The sequence below is a fragment of the Roseivirga ehrenbergii genome (genome assembly GCF_001593005.1).
GTDB classification, from domain to species: domain Bacteria; phylum Bacteroidota; class Bacteroidia; order Cytophagales; family Cyclobacteriaceae; genus Roseivirga; species Roseivirga ehrenbergii.
Genome location: NZ_LQZQ01000049.1, coordinates 1 through 17,163, shown reverse-complemented (window position 1 = coordinate 17,163; position 17,163 = coordinate 1). Strand labels below are relative to the sequence as shown.

Genomic DNA, 17,163 nt, shown 5'->3' with positions numbered 1-17,163 from the left:
CTAAACCCTTAAATAAAAACCTTTTATATCAGCGGACTCTTTTTTCTCTGACTTTGCCATCGTTTGATGTCTAGCTTACTATATTTGCCGAGTAACATTAAAATTCAGATATCATGATCATTGGTGTACCAATCGAAATTAAAAACAATGAAAACAGGGTTGCTTTAACCCCGGGTGGTGCCTTAGAACTTATTAAGCGTGGTCACACGGTTTATGTTCAGGATAATGCGGGCTTCAATAGTGGTTTCCCAAATGAATTATACGAAAGTGTAGGGGCTAAAATATTGCCTACTATCGAAGCTGTATATGACATTGCGGAAATGATCATGAAGGTGAAGGAACCGATTGAAAGCGAATATAAATTGATCAAAGAAGATCAGTTGTTATTCACTTATTTCCACTTTGCTTCTTATGAGCCATTGACTAAAGCGATGATTGAAAATCGTTCAGTTTGTTTGGCTTACGAAACAGTTGAAAAAGCTGACCGCTCTTTACCTCTTTTGATTCCTATGTCGGAAGTTGCTGGTAGAATGGCTACCCAACAAGGCGCTAAATACCTTGAAAAACCTATTAAAGGAAAAGGTGTATTGCTTGGTGGTGTACCAGGTGTTAGCCCAGGCAGAGTACTTGTTTTAGGTGGTGGAGTAGTTGGTACTCAAGCTGCTAAAATGGCTGCTGGTCTTGGTGCTCAAGTAACCATTATGGACATCAACCTTGACCGCTTGCGCTATTTGAACGATGTAATGCCTGCAAATGTGGTAACTCGCTATTCTAGTGAGGTAAACATTCGTGAGTTAATTCCGATCATGGATTTGATTATTGGTGCGGTATTAATTCCTGGTGCAAAAGCGCCTAACTTGATCACAAGAGACATGTTGAAAGACATGCAAAAAGGAACTGTTCTTGTTGACGTTGCGGTAGACCAAGGTGGTTGTATTGAAACATGTAAACCAACAACTCATGAGAATCCTACTTTCATTATTGACGATATTGTTCACTACTGTGTAGCCAACATGCCGGGTGCTGTACCTTACACTTCTACTGTGGCACTTACTAACGCAACTTTGCCTTACGCTATTGAATTAGCCAATAAGGGCTGGAAAAAAGCATGTAATGAAAACAGAGAGTTAGAATTAGGGTTAAACGTAATCAAAGGAGACGTGGTATACAAAGCGGTTGCTGAAGCTTTTGATTTACCTTATGTTGATGTTAAGAAACACTTGAACTAATAAGGATTTATTCTTTGAACATACAAAAGGCCGCTTTCCGCGGTCTTTTTTGTTTTCTACAATCTCCGAACCACTAGGCTTATTTACCATTAATAAAGAATTAAGAGAAAATTTATTTCAAACCCTTGCAACAATGTTGCACATGCACTATCGTTGCATATATAATATGCGTCTTTAAAAGTGATCTTTAAGTATATTCAAAAATATAACGTTTAATAATTATGAAATTCACACGTATCAAGCTTTATTCCTTAGCCGTATTTGCAGCTATTTTGACTACTACGGCCTGTGGTTCGGACGATCCAGAACCAGTAAATGAAGAAGAATTAATCACCACTTTGAGGGTAACTTTTACAGGAACTGGCCCTAATGAGGGTGAGGTAGTAACAGCTACTTTCAAGGACCTTGATGGTACAGGAGGAAATGATCCTGAAATTACCAACCCAGTATTAGCCGCCAACGGTTCATATGATGTAAGTGTAGCTTTTCTAAATGAAGCGGAATCTCCTGCAGAAAATATCACTTTGGAAGTAGAGGAAGAAGGTGATGAGCATCAGGTATTCTTTGTTGCCAACAATATCACTTTCACTTACCAATATGCCGATCAGGATGTTAATTCAAAACCAATTGGTTTATCGGGTTCTGTTTTAGTTGGTGCGGCCGGTACAGGAACTTTACAAGTACTCCTTATTCACGAACCAAATAAAGATGCTACTGGAGTTAGCGGTGGCGACCCAACTAACGCTGGCGGAGAAACCGACATTAGCGTTACTTTTAACGTAACTATCCAATAGAAAAGTAAGTAATAGTTTTAGTTAGTTAGCAGTTATACACGTATCGATTTTTCAATCGGTACGTGTTTTTTTATACCTGAATTAAAACAAAAAGAGCACCTCTTCTGAAGTGCTCTAAATGGCAAAAGCTCTTGTGTAAAATTCCCTTGACGGCCTTTCACCCAGCTTTTACACAATCTAATCCATATAAGATTTAATGATTTCCGATACTTTAGTCTTTACCTCTGTGCTATTGTATTTCTCGGCAGTAGCCATTTCATCACCTAAAGCAAAAAGTACTTCATAAAGCATTTTATCATCAAGACTTTGTGCATAACTAAAGTCAGGGTTAGCAGCATAAACTTCAGCCCAAACAGATCTCACATCAGCCCAGTACTGCTCATTTTTCTTCCACCACTCTTGTGCTGCAACACATCTACTGTCCTCCACTTTAGTGTATACATTCATCCCCTTCTCTTCTGCTAAAAGCTCATCTCCATTTTCGGTACGATTTACCTTTCCATTGTCTTGCTCATGAATCCACCCAAAATCTGTAAGCTCATGTCTATTGGTGCGAAGCATAACGTTGTAATCACTTCGCTTTGAATATTCTCTTCTTGGTAATGGAGAATCCGAAGCACCTTCCCAATAATGTTTTCCATCTACATGTACCCATGAACCAGAACTTTCATAACGTGGGCTGTCGTCTACATGGTAAACCTTTTGCGACCACTGCCCTTTCACTGCTGATTTTGGCAAAGCATGAAGCTTCCAACTATTGTCTTTTACATAGCTGTAAAGTTCTGTGTTTTCATAAAACCAATCCTGCCTCCAGTGTTTCACAATTTGACCTCCCCCTACAATCAACAAATGTTGCATAGAGATTTCATCCTTATCATCTTTTATCAGTTGCACCCACTCAAACCCTTTGGTTCTGTAGTTGTCATGAAACTGGTAATCTCTCTGATAATCAAAAGTTTCCGCAAAGTTGAAAGTAATTTCATAACAGCCACACATCTCTTTAATGGCTTGTTGATCTTGCTTCTTTTTACTCTGTGCCAATGCAATAGTGGACATCATCAGCATAAGGCAAATCAGTATATTCTTCATTTTACTTATTATTTGAATGTGTATTAATACTTGGTTAGACTTGAATGATTTGAGTTTTTGAACTTTGAAATTCGGTTTACTGAACCAGCAGATCATACTGAATTTGAGGATAGCCTCTTTCACCAGAAATTGGGTCTAACATTCTAGTGAATTTCAGTTTGTAATAGTTGTTATCGCTATCTTTCACCACATAGAATATATCTGGATTCACTCCGGTTTCTTGATCAGAGCCAGGCTGGGCAACAATCCTCCATTCGCTTCCAATTGTAGCTAAATCTGAAGAGTAGCTTAAGTCAGTGGAGTTGGTATATGTGAAATCTTCATAAGCATAATCCGATACAGCTACTTCGGCTATTTCCACATTTGCTCTATTTTGAATCACAAAATCTTTGTAAGCATAAGGTATTTTGGAAGTCGCGTCAATGGGTAAAAGGTTAGTGAAAATTGTGAAGCAAATGTCCCATTTAGTTTTCTCAGGTTCTACATCTACCAGTCCTTGATTAAAGTTGACGTAATTGAAATTATAGTTACTGTCTTTATTAATCTGTATTTCACTAAAAGTGGCTGAATTGATTTCGGCATACTGCATTTTATACCCACTACCCTCTCTCAAGAATCGAGCTTTCATCCAGCCTCGGCCTGATCCGTCAGCATTTTTACCACGGTTGATAATGTATACTTTATTTTGCTCAGCTGTAGCAGACACTTCAGCAATGGCAGTTCCTTCTAAAGATCCATCTGGCTGATCCATCCAAGTTTGAGCTAGAGGTAACCATTCCGCTGGTGCTCCAAACAATGAACCGAAGATGGCATCAATATCCATTTGAGCCCCCATTCCTACGGTATCTTCCGCAGTAACTTCAGTCAAATCAGTTTTGTCAATTGCTTGAGTAAGCATACTTGCAGGATTGTTCAGAATCACTCTAAACTCGCTACCAGCATAAAAACCTAAATCCCAAGAAGCACGATTAACTACTGTTTGAGTTTTAGAAGAAAAATCGATGAAAACTTGGTTAGGTTGATCAGTCCCTCCCACTTCTGCATCTATAATTGCACTAGAAACTGCAGGGTCAACTTTAGGTTGATCATCTTCAGAATCGCAAGCATTTAAGAAGCCAATTGCTACTAAAGCAAGAATTAGCTTCAAGGTGTATTTACTGTTCGTCATTTTAATTTTAGGTTATAGTTTAATTTTATAAAATAGCTTCTTCCGTAGGATACAGGCACAGAAGCACCGCCAGAGTGTGTTCCGCCTGAAACTCCTGAATTATTGATTCTTTGAATATCTAGTAAGTTTCTTACCCCTAACACCATATCAAAATGCGTGAAAAAGGTTTTAGATAAGGTTAAGTCCAGCCAGTGATACCCTTCCACTTCACCAATGGTTACCTCTTGTTCGCCAGCAGCATTTTCCGAGAAAATGTAGTTTCTTAATGCTCCTGTGTATTTGTAGAAAACATTGATTTTTGTTCCAATCGCTGCCCAATCGTACTGAACATTTCCATTGAGTTCTGGTGTATAGAAAAACTTGTTTAAATCGTTTTGCTGGTTTTCGTCTAAACGGTTATACCTACCAACATATGAAATCCCAAAACTTGTCGTGAGCTTCTCCCACTCCATTTTCTGGTTTACACCAAGCCCTAAGGTTTTGTATTTATCAATATTGACATAGGTGGTAGCCGTTGCATCAGAGGCTGATTGGGCGATTCCAATCTGGTCGTCAATCGTATTGTAGAAGAGGTTAAATGCAGCTTCTGATTTAGCATTTCCTACCTCGTAAGGTTTAGTGAAATTAGAGCTTAAATGATGAGAAAACTCTGGCGTCAAATTTTCATTTCCGAAAATCCTGTGATTAGAATCAACAAACTCAAAGTAGAGCTCCCGAACAGAAGGCGCACGATAGCCTCTTCCGTAAGAAAGTCTTAAATCTGCATTCCCTTCAAATGATTTCTTGATTTGTGCCGAAGGAATTAGCTGTGTTCCAAAAGCGCTATTCGAAGCCAAGCGTAGCCCCGGACGAACAAGAATATTCTCACCCACTTTCCACTCAAGTGAGCTATAGATAGCCAAATCGTTAATCTCTTGTTCGCCTTCTTGAATTCTTCCACCACCTACTTTTTCAAAGCTTAAATTATAACCTGTCTGTAAGTCAATTTTATCAGAAATAGATAAATATCCAGCCCCTCCAAATTCCCATACATTATACGTACTTACATCTTGGTCGCCATCAGCGGTGGTTAACTGTTCTTCACCTGTAACCAGGTTTTTCGAAACTTTTCTCTTTATTCTTTCAAAGTCAGAATAAGAAGCAAAAGCATTGTAACGGCTCAAAAAAGGGAGTTTGCCTTCCGCTTGAATATGATGAATAGCACGCTGAGTCAAGTACTGTTCATCTATAGCGAAAGGCTGATTTTCTCCCGAGGGTAAATAATTATTATTCGATTTACCGAGGTCATTGATCGTCTCGTCTAAATAATCTAACCTATAATAAATGGAGTGATTTTCTGGGCTAAATCGTAGGAGCGCATTGCCCTGATATTGCTCTTTAGGATTCCATTCCTTTGGCCGGCCTGTTTGATTTCCTTGAAAACCCATAAAATCGTTATGCAATACACCAATTTGCCCAAACCATTGCTTAGCAATTTGTTGTCTTACGTCTATGCTTTGAATGTGCTTTCCTTCATCTGGCCCAAACTCAGAACCTACGGTTTCTTCCTGTATACCTACAGAAATTTCGGTGGTGTTTTGTGCGTCTTTATAAGAAATAAGATTGATTACTCCGGCCAAAGCATTCGCACCATAGTTCACCGCCATTGGGCCTTCCACAATCTCAATTCTTTCAATGTTATTTAGGTTGATTTGAGAAAGGTCGGCCGCATTTCCGTTTCCGTTTCGGTTAACCAAAGGAACTCCATCTAGAAGAATCTTCACGTTCTGACCAGAAATTCCCTGCATGCTAATTCCGGAGCTTCCAATGGCCAAATCTTGGGATGCACGAATATTTAAAGTATTGGAAAGCGCTTCGGATAAATTCACCGCTCCTCGTGCTTTTATTTCCTCTCGCTCAATCACCTTTACAGTGAAAACCGACTGCTCTGCTGACTGAGGGTTGAACTGCCCTGTAACAATAAAATCATTGAGCTGAACCTTCTTTGGCACAAGGTGAATCAAGTAATCTGTGGAAGTCTTTAATGTGTCTGAATAGGATTGGTAACCCACATGTTGGGTTTTTATAACGATAGGAAAATCGACTGCCTTCAGTTCAACAACACCAAGAGTATTTGATACCATTTGACCACTATATGCTCCATTTAAAGGCTGAAACATAAAGGCCACCCCGTCAATTAAATCGCCCGTATTTTGGTCCCTTAATGTAATTTTCTGCCCAAAAATGGTAGGACAAGTGAGTATAAATATGAGAGTAATTGCGCTGCGCACGAGTGTTATTTAGATTAATTCTTAATAACACAAAGGTAGCTGGCTTTTAAGTTGGCTTACAATCGCTAATGCTAGGGAAAATAATCACTAGCATTAGTGACTATCTTCGTTCTAAGCTCACCCAGCCTTGTTCGGCCGCAAAGATGATAAGCTCTGTAGGAGATTTGAGTTTCAGCTTTTTAAGTATGTTTTTGCGGTGTGAGTTTACCGTATGAATGCTAATACTGAGTATATCTGCAATTTCAGAAGATGAATTTCCAGCAGCAATTAACTTCACTACCTCCTTCTCTCGTTCAGAAAGTTCAAAAAACTCATTACCCTCATCTACCAGTGCTTTAAGCACTCTATTGCAGTAGAATGTCTTACCATTTTTGATTGCGCTTATGGCCTCAAGAATTTCCGCTTCACTACAAGATTTCGTTAAAAAGCCACTCACCCCCATTTTCAGCACGCTGCGTATTCTATTACTGTCTACATCATCAGTAATGACCAACACATTCAGATTAGGATGCGTCTGAATCCATCGACTAAGTTCGTGCACAAAACCTTCGTCTTCATTTTGGTAGTCTAAAATTACAGTTTCAGTTTCATGACTCCCAATCCACTTCTTAAGTTCAGAAGTGTGCCTAAATACCTTCACCTCACTAAAATGACCGCTATTATTAGCCAAAGCCAGCAAACCTTGCTGAATTAGATATTGCGGAAAACAGATGTAAAGTGGGGCTAGATTCAATTGACTATCCTTATTTAGACTAATTCTACGCAAAGGTAAAGCAAAAAGATAAATATGAAACAGATGAGCTATTTAAAAAATCATTTCCTCCAAGATGAAACCATAAAAGAATAGTCAATAAGACTTAACGTGCTTTCCTTCCTTTTCTCCCTTTTTCCTAGTTATTTCGTTCGAATTCATAAAAACATAGATTATGAGATACGAAGCAATAGGAAAAGACCTGTTTATTAAAAACAGAGAAAAACTAAAAGCCCGTTTAAAGCCAAACTCAGTTGTTGTAGTTTGCTCTAACGATGTTATGCCCACCAATGCAGATGGCACCATGCCGTTCCGTCAAAATAGTAACATGCTTTACCTTTCTGGAATCGATCAAGAAGAATCCATATTATTGATTGCCCCTGATTTCCCAGACCCCAAATTCAGAGAAGTATTGTTTGTAAGAGAAACCAATGAGCATATTGCCGTTTGGGAAGGACATAAATATACGCAAGAAGAAGCCACAGAAACCTCAGGCATTCAGACCGTTATTTGGAATGACAAGTTCGAGAACACCTTTAACACCATTCTTGCCGAAACAGAAAACATCTACCTTTATAATAATGAGCATATCCGCAATGCCACAGAGGTAGAAACCCGCACAGATAGATTCACAAAATGGTGCCATGCCAACTACCCAAATTATGAGTATGAAAGACTAGCACCAATTATTTACGACCTGAGAACAGTTAAAGAGAAACGAGAAATCGAACTCATGCAAACTGCATGTGATATTACCGAAAAGGCTTTCAGAAAAGTACTAGGTTTAACCAAGCCAGGCGTTTGGGAATACGAGGTAGAAGCTGAATTTCAGTATGAATTTGTAAAAAGAAAGTCTAAAGGATTTGCATATACCCCAATTATTGGTGGTGGGCCAAATGCTTGTGTTCTTCATTATGTTGAAAACAAAGACCAATTGAGAGATGGCGATTTGTTACTGATGGATGTTGGAGCAGAATACGCCAACTACAATGCAGACATGACGCGTACAATTCCAGTTAATGGCAGATTCACAAAAAGACAACGCGCGGTTTACGATGCGGTTTTGAGAGTGAAAAAAGAAGCCACCGCTATGTTGAAGCCAGGAAATAGGATTCCTGAATACCATAAAGAGGTGGGTAAAATCATGACAAGTGAACTAATTGGTTTGGGCTTAATTGACAAAACTGATGTAGCTAATGAAAATCCGGATTGGCCGGCTTACAAAAAGTATTTTATGCATGGCACTTCTCACCATATCGGTTTAGATGTTCATGATGTGGCCAGCATTTATACAGAGTTTAAAGAAGGTATGGTCTTCACTGTTGAGCCGGGTATTTATATTCCAGAAGAAGGACTTGGTATTCGATTAGAAGATGATGAATTAATTACAAAAGATGGTACGTTCAACCTAATGCGTAACATCCCGATTGAGGCCGAAGAGATTGAAAGCATAATGAACGCTTAATTTCAAATGGCTATAGAAATTTATCAAGGAACACTTTCAGAGGCATTAAAGGTCTTAGGAAGTGTTCCTGAATTTGATCCTTTGTTGGATTCAGATTACTATGAAGGCAAAATCAAGAATAAAGCCCATATCGTATTATTGGCTAAAATTGATGGTACCACAGTAGGCTGCAAAGTAGGTTATCACAAACACAAAGACGGTTCATTTTATAGTTGGCTGGGTGGTGTTTTGCCTGAATACAGAAAACTTGGCGTAGCAAAAGCCTTGGCAAACGAAATGGAAGGTTGGGCCTTAAATAAAGGCTACTCCAAAATTCGTTTTAAAACATTAAACCGACACAAGGCAATGTTGATCTTCGCATTTAAAAATGGCTTCGATATTTTTAATGTGAAACCAAAAGACGAACTTGAGAACTATCGCATTGAACTTGTAAAGCATTTAAAATGAGTACAGCAGCCGCAGCACAAGCCGCTATTCAACAAGCCATAAAAGCATCTGGCGCAATCATCAAAATCGAGGCCAATGATTTTGGCCGAATGCTTTCAAGGATGGATGACGGTTTGGTAATTGAACATCAGAGCAAACTATTTTTTAAAGACGTTTATAAATACAGCACCTCATATAAAGGCTTTGTTTTCTATTGTAAATCGAATGAAAAGATTACGATTCCTACAAGATTAGAAAGCATTTCCGCCAAACACATTTGGGTTCCACAATAACAAAAGACTATGAGTGACAAGCTAAATTCAAATAGAGCACCAGAGCCTGTAGGCTTATATCCGCATGCGCGAAAAGTAGGTAACCTCCTATTTCTTTCTGGCGTTGGGCCAAGAGAACGAGGTACAAAAAACATCCCCGGGGTTGAATTAGATGGTGAAGGTAATATTCTCACTTACGATATTGAAGCGCAATGTCATTCGGTTTTCAAAAATGTAAAGCTCATTCTGGAAGATTCTGGAAGCAGCTGGGATCAGTTGGTAGATGTTACCGTTTTTCTGACCAACATGAAGGCTGATTTCAAAACCTATAATCGTATCTACGCGGAATACTTTAAAGATAATCAACCATGTCGAACGACTGTTGAAATCAACTCCCTCCCTACCCCAATTGCTATTGAGCTCAAATGTATTGCTACCATTTGAGCTATATTTAAAGGTAGAACAGATTATACTTATAAATTAAGCGATTTGATAATCAACGATTTATAAGTAGATTTTGGAAACCTTATTTCGTTATGCGCAATTTCTTCAAACGTATTTCCAGAGCAGTTAAATCCTTCTTATTAAAAATAACACCCGGGGAAATTGCTTGGAAAGGCGCTAACAAAGCCATCGCCACAACCGCAGTGGTAATTTGGGTTTTAGGAGCAATGTTCATGTTTGTCTTAGAATCAGGCACACCAATCGGTCTAATTCCTTTAGCACTCGGACTGCTTCTTGCATTTCTGTGTAGCGCCAGTTTAATTCTATTGCTGCTTATTCTTAAAAAATTACCCAAGAGTTTTTTATGGGTTTTACCAGGCGCTTTCTTTTTAACCACCATGCTTTTTGGAGATAGCTTAGCCATAAAATTCCCTTTGCTTGTCATCGGTTTTTCTGGACTAGCGGGGGCGGGTTTGTTTTCATTAACAAAAAAGAACAGAAGCAAACTTTCAATTTATCAACTTATTGTATCAAGCCTAGGTAGCCTCATTGGTTTAGCAGGCTTAGTCTGGGGCCTTATTTGGTTGTTCGACACAGGGAGTTTACCAGAAATAGCGCACATTGATGCAGCTCAAACTTCACCTTATAAAGCCCCATTAATTCAAGCCCCAAATCCTGCCTTAGAAGGCGAATATCAGGTTGCTTACCTCACTTATGGTAGCGGAAATGACAAACAGCGAAAAGAGTTTGCAGAAGAAGTCACGATTGTCACGGATTCAGTAGACGGATCTCGTTTATTAGATAATTGGGAAGGTTTTGCAGGAAAACTACGCACTCGCTTTTGGGGGTTCAATGAAGAGGCACTTCCTATAAATGGGCGAGTTTGGTATCCTGAAGGAGATGGACCTTTTCCTCTAGCATTAATTGTCCATGGCAATCATGGCATGGAAGATTTTTCAGACCCCGGCTATGAATACTTAGGAAAACTGCTGGCCAGCCAAGGAATGATAATGGTGAGTGTAGATGAAAATTTCATTAACAGCTCGTGGAAAGACATGTTTGGTGATGGCTTGGATGAGGAAAATGATGCTCGTGGCTGGTTGCTTTTAGAGCACTTGAAATACTGGAGAAAGTGGAATGATGAAAGTGACAATATTTTTCAAAATAAAGTTGACCTAGAAAATATTGCCGTAATGGGGCATTCGCGGGGTGGCGAAGCAGCCGCAATTGCAGGCTTCTTCAACAAGTTACAGTTCTATCCGGATGACGCCAAGCAAAAATTCGACTTCGACTTTAATATAAAATCTGTTGTAGCTATTGCTCCTGTAGATGGTCAATACAAACCAGGAGAAACTCAAACGCCATTAGAAAATGTAAACTACTTGGTGCTTCATGGCGCAAATGATGGAGACGTTCAGTCGTTTTCAGGCTTAAGACAATACGAAAGAGTCAAATTCACCGATTCACTATATCATTTCAAATCGGCTATCTATATATATGGTGCAAATCATGGACAATTCAATACCACGTGGGGCAATTCAGATTCAGGGCAACCCTATGGTTCTCTTCTAAATAAAAAAGCATTGTTACCAATGGAAGATCAATTGGAAATTGGTAAAGTATATATAAGTGCATTCTTGCAAGCCACATTGCAAGGCAAAAAAGAATATGAAGTTTTATTTAAAGACCATCGAAGCGGTAACAATTGGCTCCCCCCTACTATTTACCTCAACCAATACGAATCATCAAATTGGAAAGTCATTGCCGATTTCGAAGAAGACTTAGACCTTACCACTAACTCAAGTGGAGGAAAAGTAACCTCCGAAAACCTAACCGTTTGGAGAGAACAGTTGGTAGGTATGAAATGGGGTAACAAGGCAACTCAAGCTGTATATGTAGGTTGGGACAGTCTAGCTTATGAAAGTCAAACCGCTTGGATTGAATTTTCTGTTGGCGATCAACAAAAACTACCGCAATCAACCGCACTTACTTTCGAATTGGCCGAATCTAAAGAAAACTCTTACCCAGATAAAGACAGAGATAAAAAGAAAGCTGACGAAAATTCGAACGAGAATAATGAATCGGACAATGACAAAAACAATTCAAATCAGAACGATGAGGAAACAGAAGAAAGTGAAAAAGACGATGATGACGAAAAGGCACCAGAGCCTATTAACTTCAGTATCCTACTCACAGATGATGCTGGCCACACAGTACAGCTTACCTTAAGTGAATACAGTTATTTACAAAGACAACTTACAGTTGACGTTCTAAAAAACCCTAGTCTTCAATCCACCAAAACTTCTGAAGCCGTTTACAACACCTTCTTTATTAATAATGAAATGTTAAATGCTAAATCACCAGAGTTCAATCTTGACGCTTTGAGAAAAGTGCGTTTTGTATTTGACAAGAGTTCTAAAGGAGTGATTATCATTGATAAAATAGCTTTGCATTAAGCCACCTACAGAATTTACTTATTCCCAACAGCCACTTTTTACTCCCAAAATGGGATGCTCCTGCACGCTAAGAGAAATACCTAATAAATTTATGTGTATCTGGTAGGGTATACATACACATATGTGTATTTGGTACAGAGATTGAAACTACTTTCATCAAAGTATCACTTATGAGAACCATCAGCAACAAAATGAAAGCACCTTTTTTAACGTCTATACTTAATCTTTCAGGAGGTATCTTCTTAAAGACAGTAAAGCCGTTTAAAACAGGTGACTTTATCGAAATTGATGGTGAAATAGGTTCAGTAACATCTAGCAACTGGATCAATAGCGAAATTAAAACTATTGATGGCGAAAAGGTTTTAGTTGACAATTCTCAATTCTTATTAGGCACATTAAATAACTTAAGTGATAAAAATATCATCAGGTTAGAGTTGAAGCTTAATGTTTGTTATTCAGAAAATATGGCCTTGGTAAAAGAAACCATTTACGCTTTTCTTAAAGAACAAACCAGTATTTTAAAATCTCCTAAATCAAGAATAGAGGTAATCAAACTACATGAGAACTCTGTTGAACTGAAAGTTACCCCTTGGTGCTTGTTAGATCATTTTTTAGAGCTCGACTACAAATTAGAAACAGCACTACATAAGTACCTCATTGAAAAGGGCTTTAAAATGCCTATTAGTAAAGAAGCATTCATTGAAGTTAGAGAAACTGCTTAATAGAAACCATTAATTAAAGTATCGCAACCCTTGTAAGAAGGGTTGAAAGAATTTGAAAAACAGGGATTAATAGAAATAAACGGCTGAATAAGGATATGGCAAAATCAGAAGTCAAAAAGCAAACTTACTGAGAGTATATCATACCCGACAATTCTGACCTTCAAGCTGTTAAATGTATTTAAATAACAAAATACCGTATACATTGTACGTATTTTTATATATTTGCATTCCTTTCACTTAATCTCTTTCACCTCAAGCTTGGTCAAACATAAATGTGTGTATGTTCTTAAAAACTGGCCTATGCATTAACGAGGAGAAAAAAACAAAGATTGCTTTTAACCAAAACGTGTGTATAAAATGTTAAAATCTGTACTCCATCCTGTCATCAGGAGTGCTTTTAATTTGAAGAAGGGATTACTAACACTTGTGTGTTGGTTTTCTTTGTTTATTTCAGCCAATGCTCAAGTTACCCCAGTACTTAACTTGAATTCAACTGGAAATGCTTCACTTAATTTGGCCTCCCTTAACTTAAATGACTGTTTCACATCTACTCCGTACACTCCGACTGCTGCGGTTGGTGATGGTCATGCAATGTGGTTAAGCAATAATCCATTTCCTTCAAGTACCACAGATTTTGTTTTTAGTGCTGGAGCTTCATTTATTGAAAATGCAGATGGAACCGCTACCCTTAAAGGAACTTTAACGAATACAGGAAATCCCTTAGACCAATGGGAAGTTAATCTTTACCTATCTAGTAAGTCTAACTGGGCACAATGGAGTGGTTTAGGTAGAACCTACAAAGATGAGTCTGGCTTAATTGGAAATAACTATACGAATTGGTCATATTATATAGAAAACCCAAATCTTACAAGTACCATAATAGGGTTATCAGGGAACTCAGGTAAGACGGTAGAGATTACACACATGCCGGCTAACTATAATTTCGGTTTTCAGGTTGGTACGGCTGCGAATAACAAGAATTCAGGTTTTGGACTATCGGGTTGGTTCAGTTATTCATTAGATGGACAAAATTATCACCAAGGAGATTTCAACCTTGACCTTGCTCAGGTACAAAGAGTAGTCAATCACACAGCAAGTCAAACTACCTTCGACTGCTCAAACTTAGGGTTAAATACTATTACAATCACTTCAACCGATCAGTTTGGTGAAACATGCACTCAGCAAGTTGACATTAATATTAAGGATGTTACACCTCCTGTTGTTGTAACGAAAAATGTAATCCGTACGCTGATGAATGGAACAGTCACCATATCGGCAAACGATGTACTAGATTTTAATTGTAGCACTGGAGGTATTTCAAGCTTATATGGTCCAAATTCACTAAATGCTGATGGAACTATAGAAAGTATAGTTGCACCAAATGAAGGTGGAGAAGATTTTTTCTTTGCAAAACCTTGTACATCGGACAACTGCTCAATTGCCTCTTATGTGATAAGTAAAAAAACTTTCGATTGTTCCAATATTGGAGAAAACATTGTTACAGCTACTGTTACAGATCAAAGTGGAAACGTTACCACGGCAACTGCAATAGTTTATATCAGGGATAATACCTTTCCTGTTGCAAAAGCTAAAAATATAACGGTAGCCTTAGATGCTAACGGTATTGCCACAATCACACCTCAAATGATAAATAATGGATCAAGCGATGCTTGTGGAACAATTAGCTTATCATTAAATAAAACAACCTTTGACTGTTCAAATCTCGGTTTCAACGAAGTAACGTTGATTGTAACTGATAACAGTGGAAATACAAAAACTGCTACAGCTAATGTGAATGTAGTTGACAATACCGCCCCTACTGTAGTCACCAAAAATATATCTTTAAATCTTGATGAATTTGGTCAAGCATCTATTGCGGATGCGCTTGACCTACTTGTGCTTTGTGACGATGCTGTTATAGACATTGATAATGGTGGGTTTGGCGATGGAGGATTTGGCGATGGAGGCTTCGGAGGTGGATTTGTACCTGGAGCTGGTGAAACTGCTAGATTTATTCCTGCACAATACTATCAAGAAGCAACCTGTACTAAAGACAATTGTTCTATCACTGAAGTCAGTGTAGACATTACTGATTTTGACTGCTCTAATATCGGGCAGAATATAGTTACCGTTACTGTTTCTGATGCTAGTGGAAATTCAACTTCTAAAACAGCTATTGTTACTATAAATGACATCACACCTCCAACAGTAAGTACAAAAAACATCACGGTAAATTTAGACGCCAACGGAAATGCAGCAATTACCCCTGCACAAATAGACAATGGCTCTTCTGATGTTTGTGGTGTCACACTTTCCCTTGATAAAACTTCTTTCGGTTGTTCAGATGTTGGTACTCAAACGGTAATATTGACGGCTACTGATGCAAGCGGAAACACTACTTCTAAAACTGCTACAGTAACTATTACTGACAATACCGCTCCTACTATTATTACAAAGAACATTACGCTTCCACTCGATGCTAATGGAAACGTAAGCCTTACTGCAGCGCAAGTTGACAGTGGATCTTATGACAACTGTGGTATTACTTTATCAATTGACAAACTATCATTTGACTGTAATCAGGTTGGGACTCAAACGGTTACTTTAACAGGTACGGATCCTAGTGGAAACTCTGCTTCGGCTCCTGCTACGGTAACCATTGTAGATAACACCGCTCCAACCATTATTACTCAGAACTTAACAGTAGCACTTAATGCGAACGGAAATGCCTCCATTACTAGTAATCAAGTAGATAACGGCACAACAGATAACTGTGGAATCGCCACAATTGAACTAAGTAAGGTGAATTTCGATTGTTCAAATCTTGGTGACAACACTGTAACCGTAACTGCTACAGACACCAATGGAAATGTTAGCACCAAGTCGGTAACAATTACTGTAACTGACAACACTGCTCCAACCATTATCACTAAGAACATTTCCGTAACACTTGATGCCAACGGAAATGCCAGCATAACAGCTGCGCAGGTCGATAATGGCTCTTTCGATAATTGTGACATTACTCTGTCAATTGATAAATTCGCTTTCGATTGTTCAGATGAAGGACCGCAAACAGTTACCTTAACTGGTACTGACGCAAGTGGAAACTCTGCATCAGCGTCTGCAATTGTTACTGTCATAAATAACAATGCGCCTGAAGTTGTAACAAATAACATAACAGTATCACTAGATGCTAGTGGAAATGCCTCAATAAGCGCTAGTGATTTAATCGATAACGCTGTTGAAATTTGTACAGTGGTACCTTATGACGGATACAGTAACCATGCTGTATCATTCAAAAATTACTACCCTAACGATAATAATTGGATCGATTTCAAATTCGATGCAAATGGTGGCCAATTAGTTCAATACGCAGATGGTACCGCTATGGTTATTGGTACTATCGTCAATAAATCCGACCCAAATGATATTTGGGTAGCTCAGCTCAACCTTGACCAAAAGAGAAATTGGACTGAATGGTCTGCATTAGGAAGAAGTTGGAAAGGAGACGCCAATATTGTTGGAAACAACTATAAAGATTGGTCTTACTATCAAATGAGCACTACCATACCTTCTACCTTTACTGGTGGAGGTAATAATACTGGACAAGTGAAAACAATTACTCACATGCCAGGAAATTATAACTATGGTTTCCAAGTAGGTCAAGCTGCTAACGACAAAAATGGTAACTACGGAATGTCAGGTTGGTTCTTCTATACCAACGGGCAGGGCCAATCAGTTGGTGGTGACTTCAATATGGATATCTCCTCATGTACTGTTTCTACAGGAACTGGTTCATGCGATCCTGAGTCAATCGAAATTAATAAGGCAGATTTTGACTGTAATGACCTAGGTGAGAATACGGTAACATTAACCGTAACAGATAGTCATGGCAATACCACTACAAAAACATCTGTAGTAACTATTGTTGACGACATCACCCCTACCGTTCTTGCAAAAGACATTACAGTAGCCCTTGATGCTAATGGAAATGCTAATATTACAGCCGCTCAGATAGACAATGGTTCTTCAGATAACTGTAATCTTACATTAACCGTTGACAAGACTTCGTTTAGT

General features: G+C 38.6%; 13 protein-coding genes. 9 read left to right on the top strand and 4 right to left on the bottom strand.

Going from position 1 to position 17,163, the window contains the following annotated elements:
* Positions 1-113 precede the first annotated feature (113 nt).
* Together ald and MB14_RS14435 are read left to right on the top strand one after the other, a co-directional pair.
* Complete coding sequence (ald, locus tag MB14_RS14440; RefSeq protein ID WP_062592816.1) at positions 114-1,229, top strand: alanine dehydrogenase; 1,116 nt, start codon at positions 114-116, stop codon at positions 1,227-1,229.
* Between the two features lie 221 nt (positions 1,230-1,450).
* Complete coding sequence (locus MB14_RS14435; protein ID WP_062592814.1) at positions 1,451-2,023, top strand: hypothetical protein; 573 nt, start codon at positions 1,451-1,453, stop codon at positions 2,021-2,023.
* Between the two features lie 177 nt (positions 2,024-2,200).
* Here the strand turns inward: MB14_RS14435 and MB14_RS14430 are convergent, their stop codons facing one another.
* The 4 genes from MB14_RS14430 to MB14_RS19140 all read right to left on the bottom strand — a co-directional run bounded on the left by MB14_RS14430 (position 2,201) and on the right by MB14_RS19140 (position 7,316).
* Positions 2,201-3,112: a DUF6607 family protein gene (locus MB14_RS14430; protein WP_062593428.1), complete on the bottom strand. Its 912-nt coding sequence runs from the start codon at positions 3,110-3,112 to the stop codon at positions 2,201-2,203.
* 76 nt (positions 3,113-3,188) lie between these two features.
* On the bottom strand, positions 3,189-4,280 hold the full coding sequence (locus MB14_RS14425; RefSeq protein ID WP_062592812.1) for an HmuY family protein: 1,092 nt from the start codon (positions 4,278-4,280) through the stop codon (positions 3,189-3,191).
* Positions 4,277-6,550, bottom strand: coding sequence for a TonB-dependent receptor plug domain-containing protein (locus tag MB14_RS14420; protein WP_062592810.1), 2,274 nt, complete (start codon positions 6,548-6,550; stop codon positions 4,277-4,279). Before MB14_RS14420 ends, MB14_RS14425 begins: the two co-directional genes overlap by 4 nt.
* A 100-nt stretch (positions 6,551-6,650) precedes the next feature.
* Entirely contained in the window at positions 6,651-7,316 is a 666-nt protein-coding gene (locus MB14_RS19140) for a LuxR C-terminal-related transcriptional regulator (RefSeq protein ID WP_084376096.1), read from the bottom strand.
* Positions 7,317-7,476: 160 nt separating this feature from the next.
* Between MB14_RS19140 and MB14_RS14410 the strand changes: the two genes are divergently transcribed.
* The 7 genes from MB14_RS14410 to MB14_RS14375 all read left to right on the top strand — a co-directional run.
* Complete coding sequence (locus MB14_RS14410; protein WP_062592804.1) at positions 7,477-8,766, top strand: aminopeptidase P N-terminal domain-containing protein; 1,290 nt, start codon at positions 7,477-7,479, stop codon at positions 8,764-8,766.
* A 6-nt stretch (positions 8,767-8,772) separates the two neighbouring features.
* The gene (locus MB14_RS14405) at positions 8,773-9,213 is read left to right on the top strand and encodes a GNAT family N-acetyltransferase (protein WP_062592802.1); all 441 of its coding nucleotides are present in this window, start codon (positions 8,773-8,775) and stop codon (positions 9,211-9,213) included.
* Positions 9,210-9,485 (top strand): hypothetical protein, encoded by a 276-nt coding sequence (locus tag MB14_RS14400; RefSeq protein WP_062592801.1) that lies wholly within the window; start codon positions 9,210-9,212, stop codon positions 9,483-9,485. The genes MB14_RS14405 and MB14_RS14400 overlap by 4 nt, the downstream gene beginning before the upstream one ends.
* Before the next feature lie 9 nt (positions 9,486-9,494).
* A complete protein-coding gene (locus MB14_RS14395) occupies positions 9,495-9,908 on the top strand; it encodes a RidA family protein (RefSeq protein WP_062592799.1) in 414 nt (137 codons plus the stop codon).
* Between the two features lie 92 nt (positions 9,909-10,000).
* On the top strand, positions 10,001-12,364 hold the full coding sequence (locus MB14_RS14385; RefSeq protein WP_084376095.1) for an alpha/beta hydrolase family protein: 2,364 nt from the start codon (positions 10,001-10,003) through the stop codon (positions 12,362-12,364).
* Positions 12,365-12,534: 170 nt separating this feature from the next.
* Positions 12,535-13,086, top strand: coding sequence for a mechanosensitive ion channel family protein (locus MB14_RS14380; RefSeq protein WP_062592791.1), 552 nt, complete (start codon positions 12,535-12,537; stop codon positions 13,084-13,086).
* A gap of 357 nt (positions 13,087-13,443) precedes the next feature.
* Positions 13,444-17,163: SP85-like N-terminal domain-containing protein (locus MB14_RS14375; RefSeq protein WP_511476803.1), on the top strand; the 3,720-nt coding region annotated here is incomplete at its 3' end.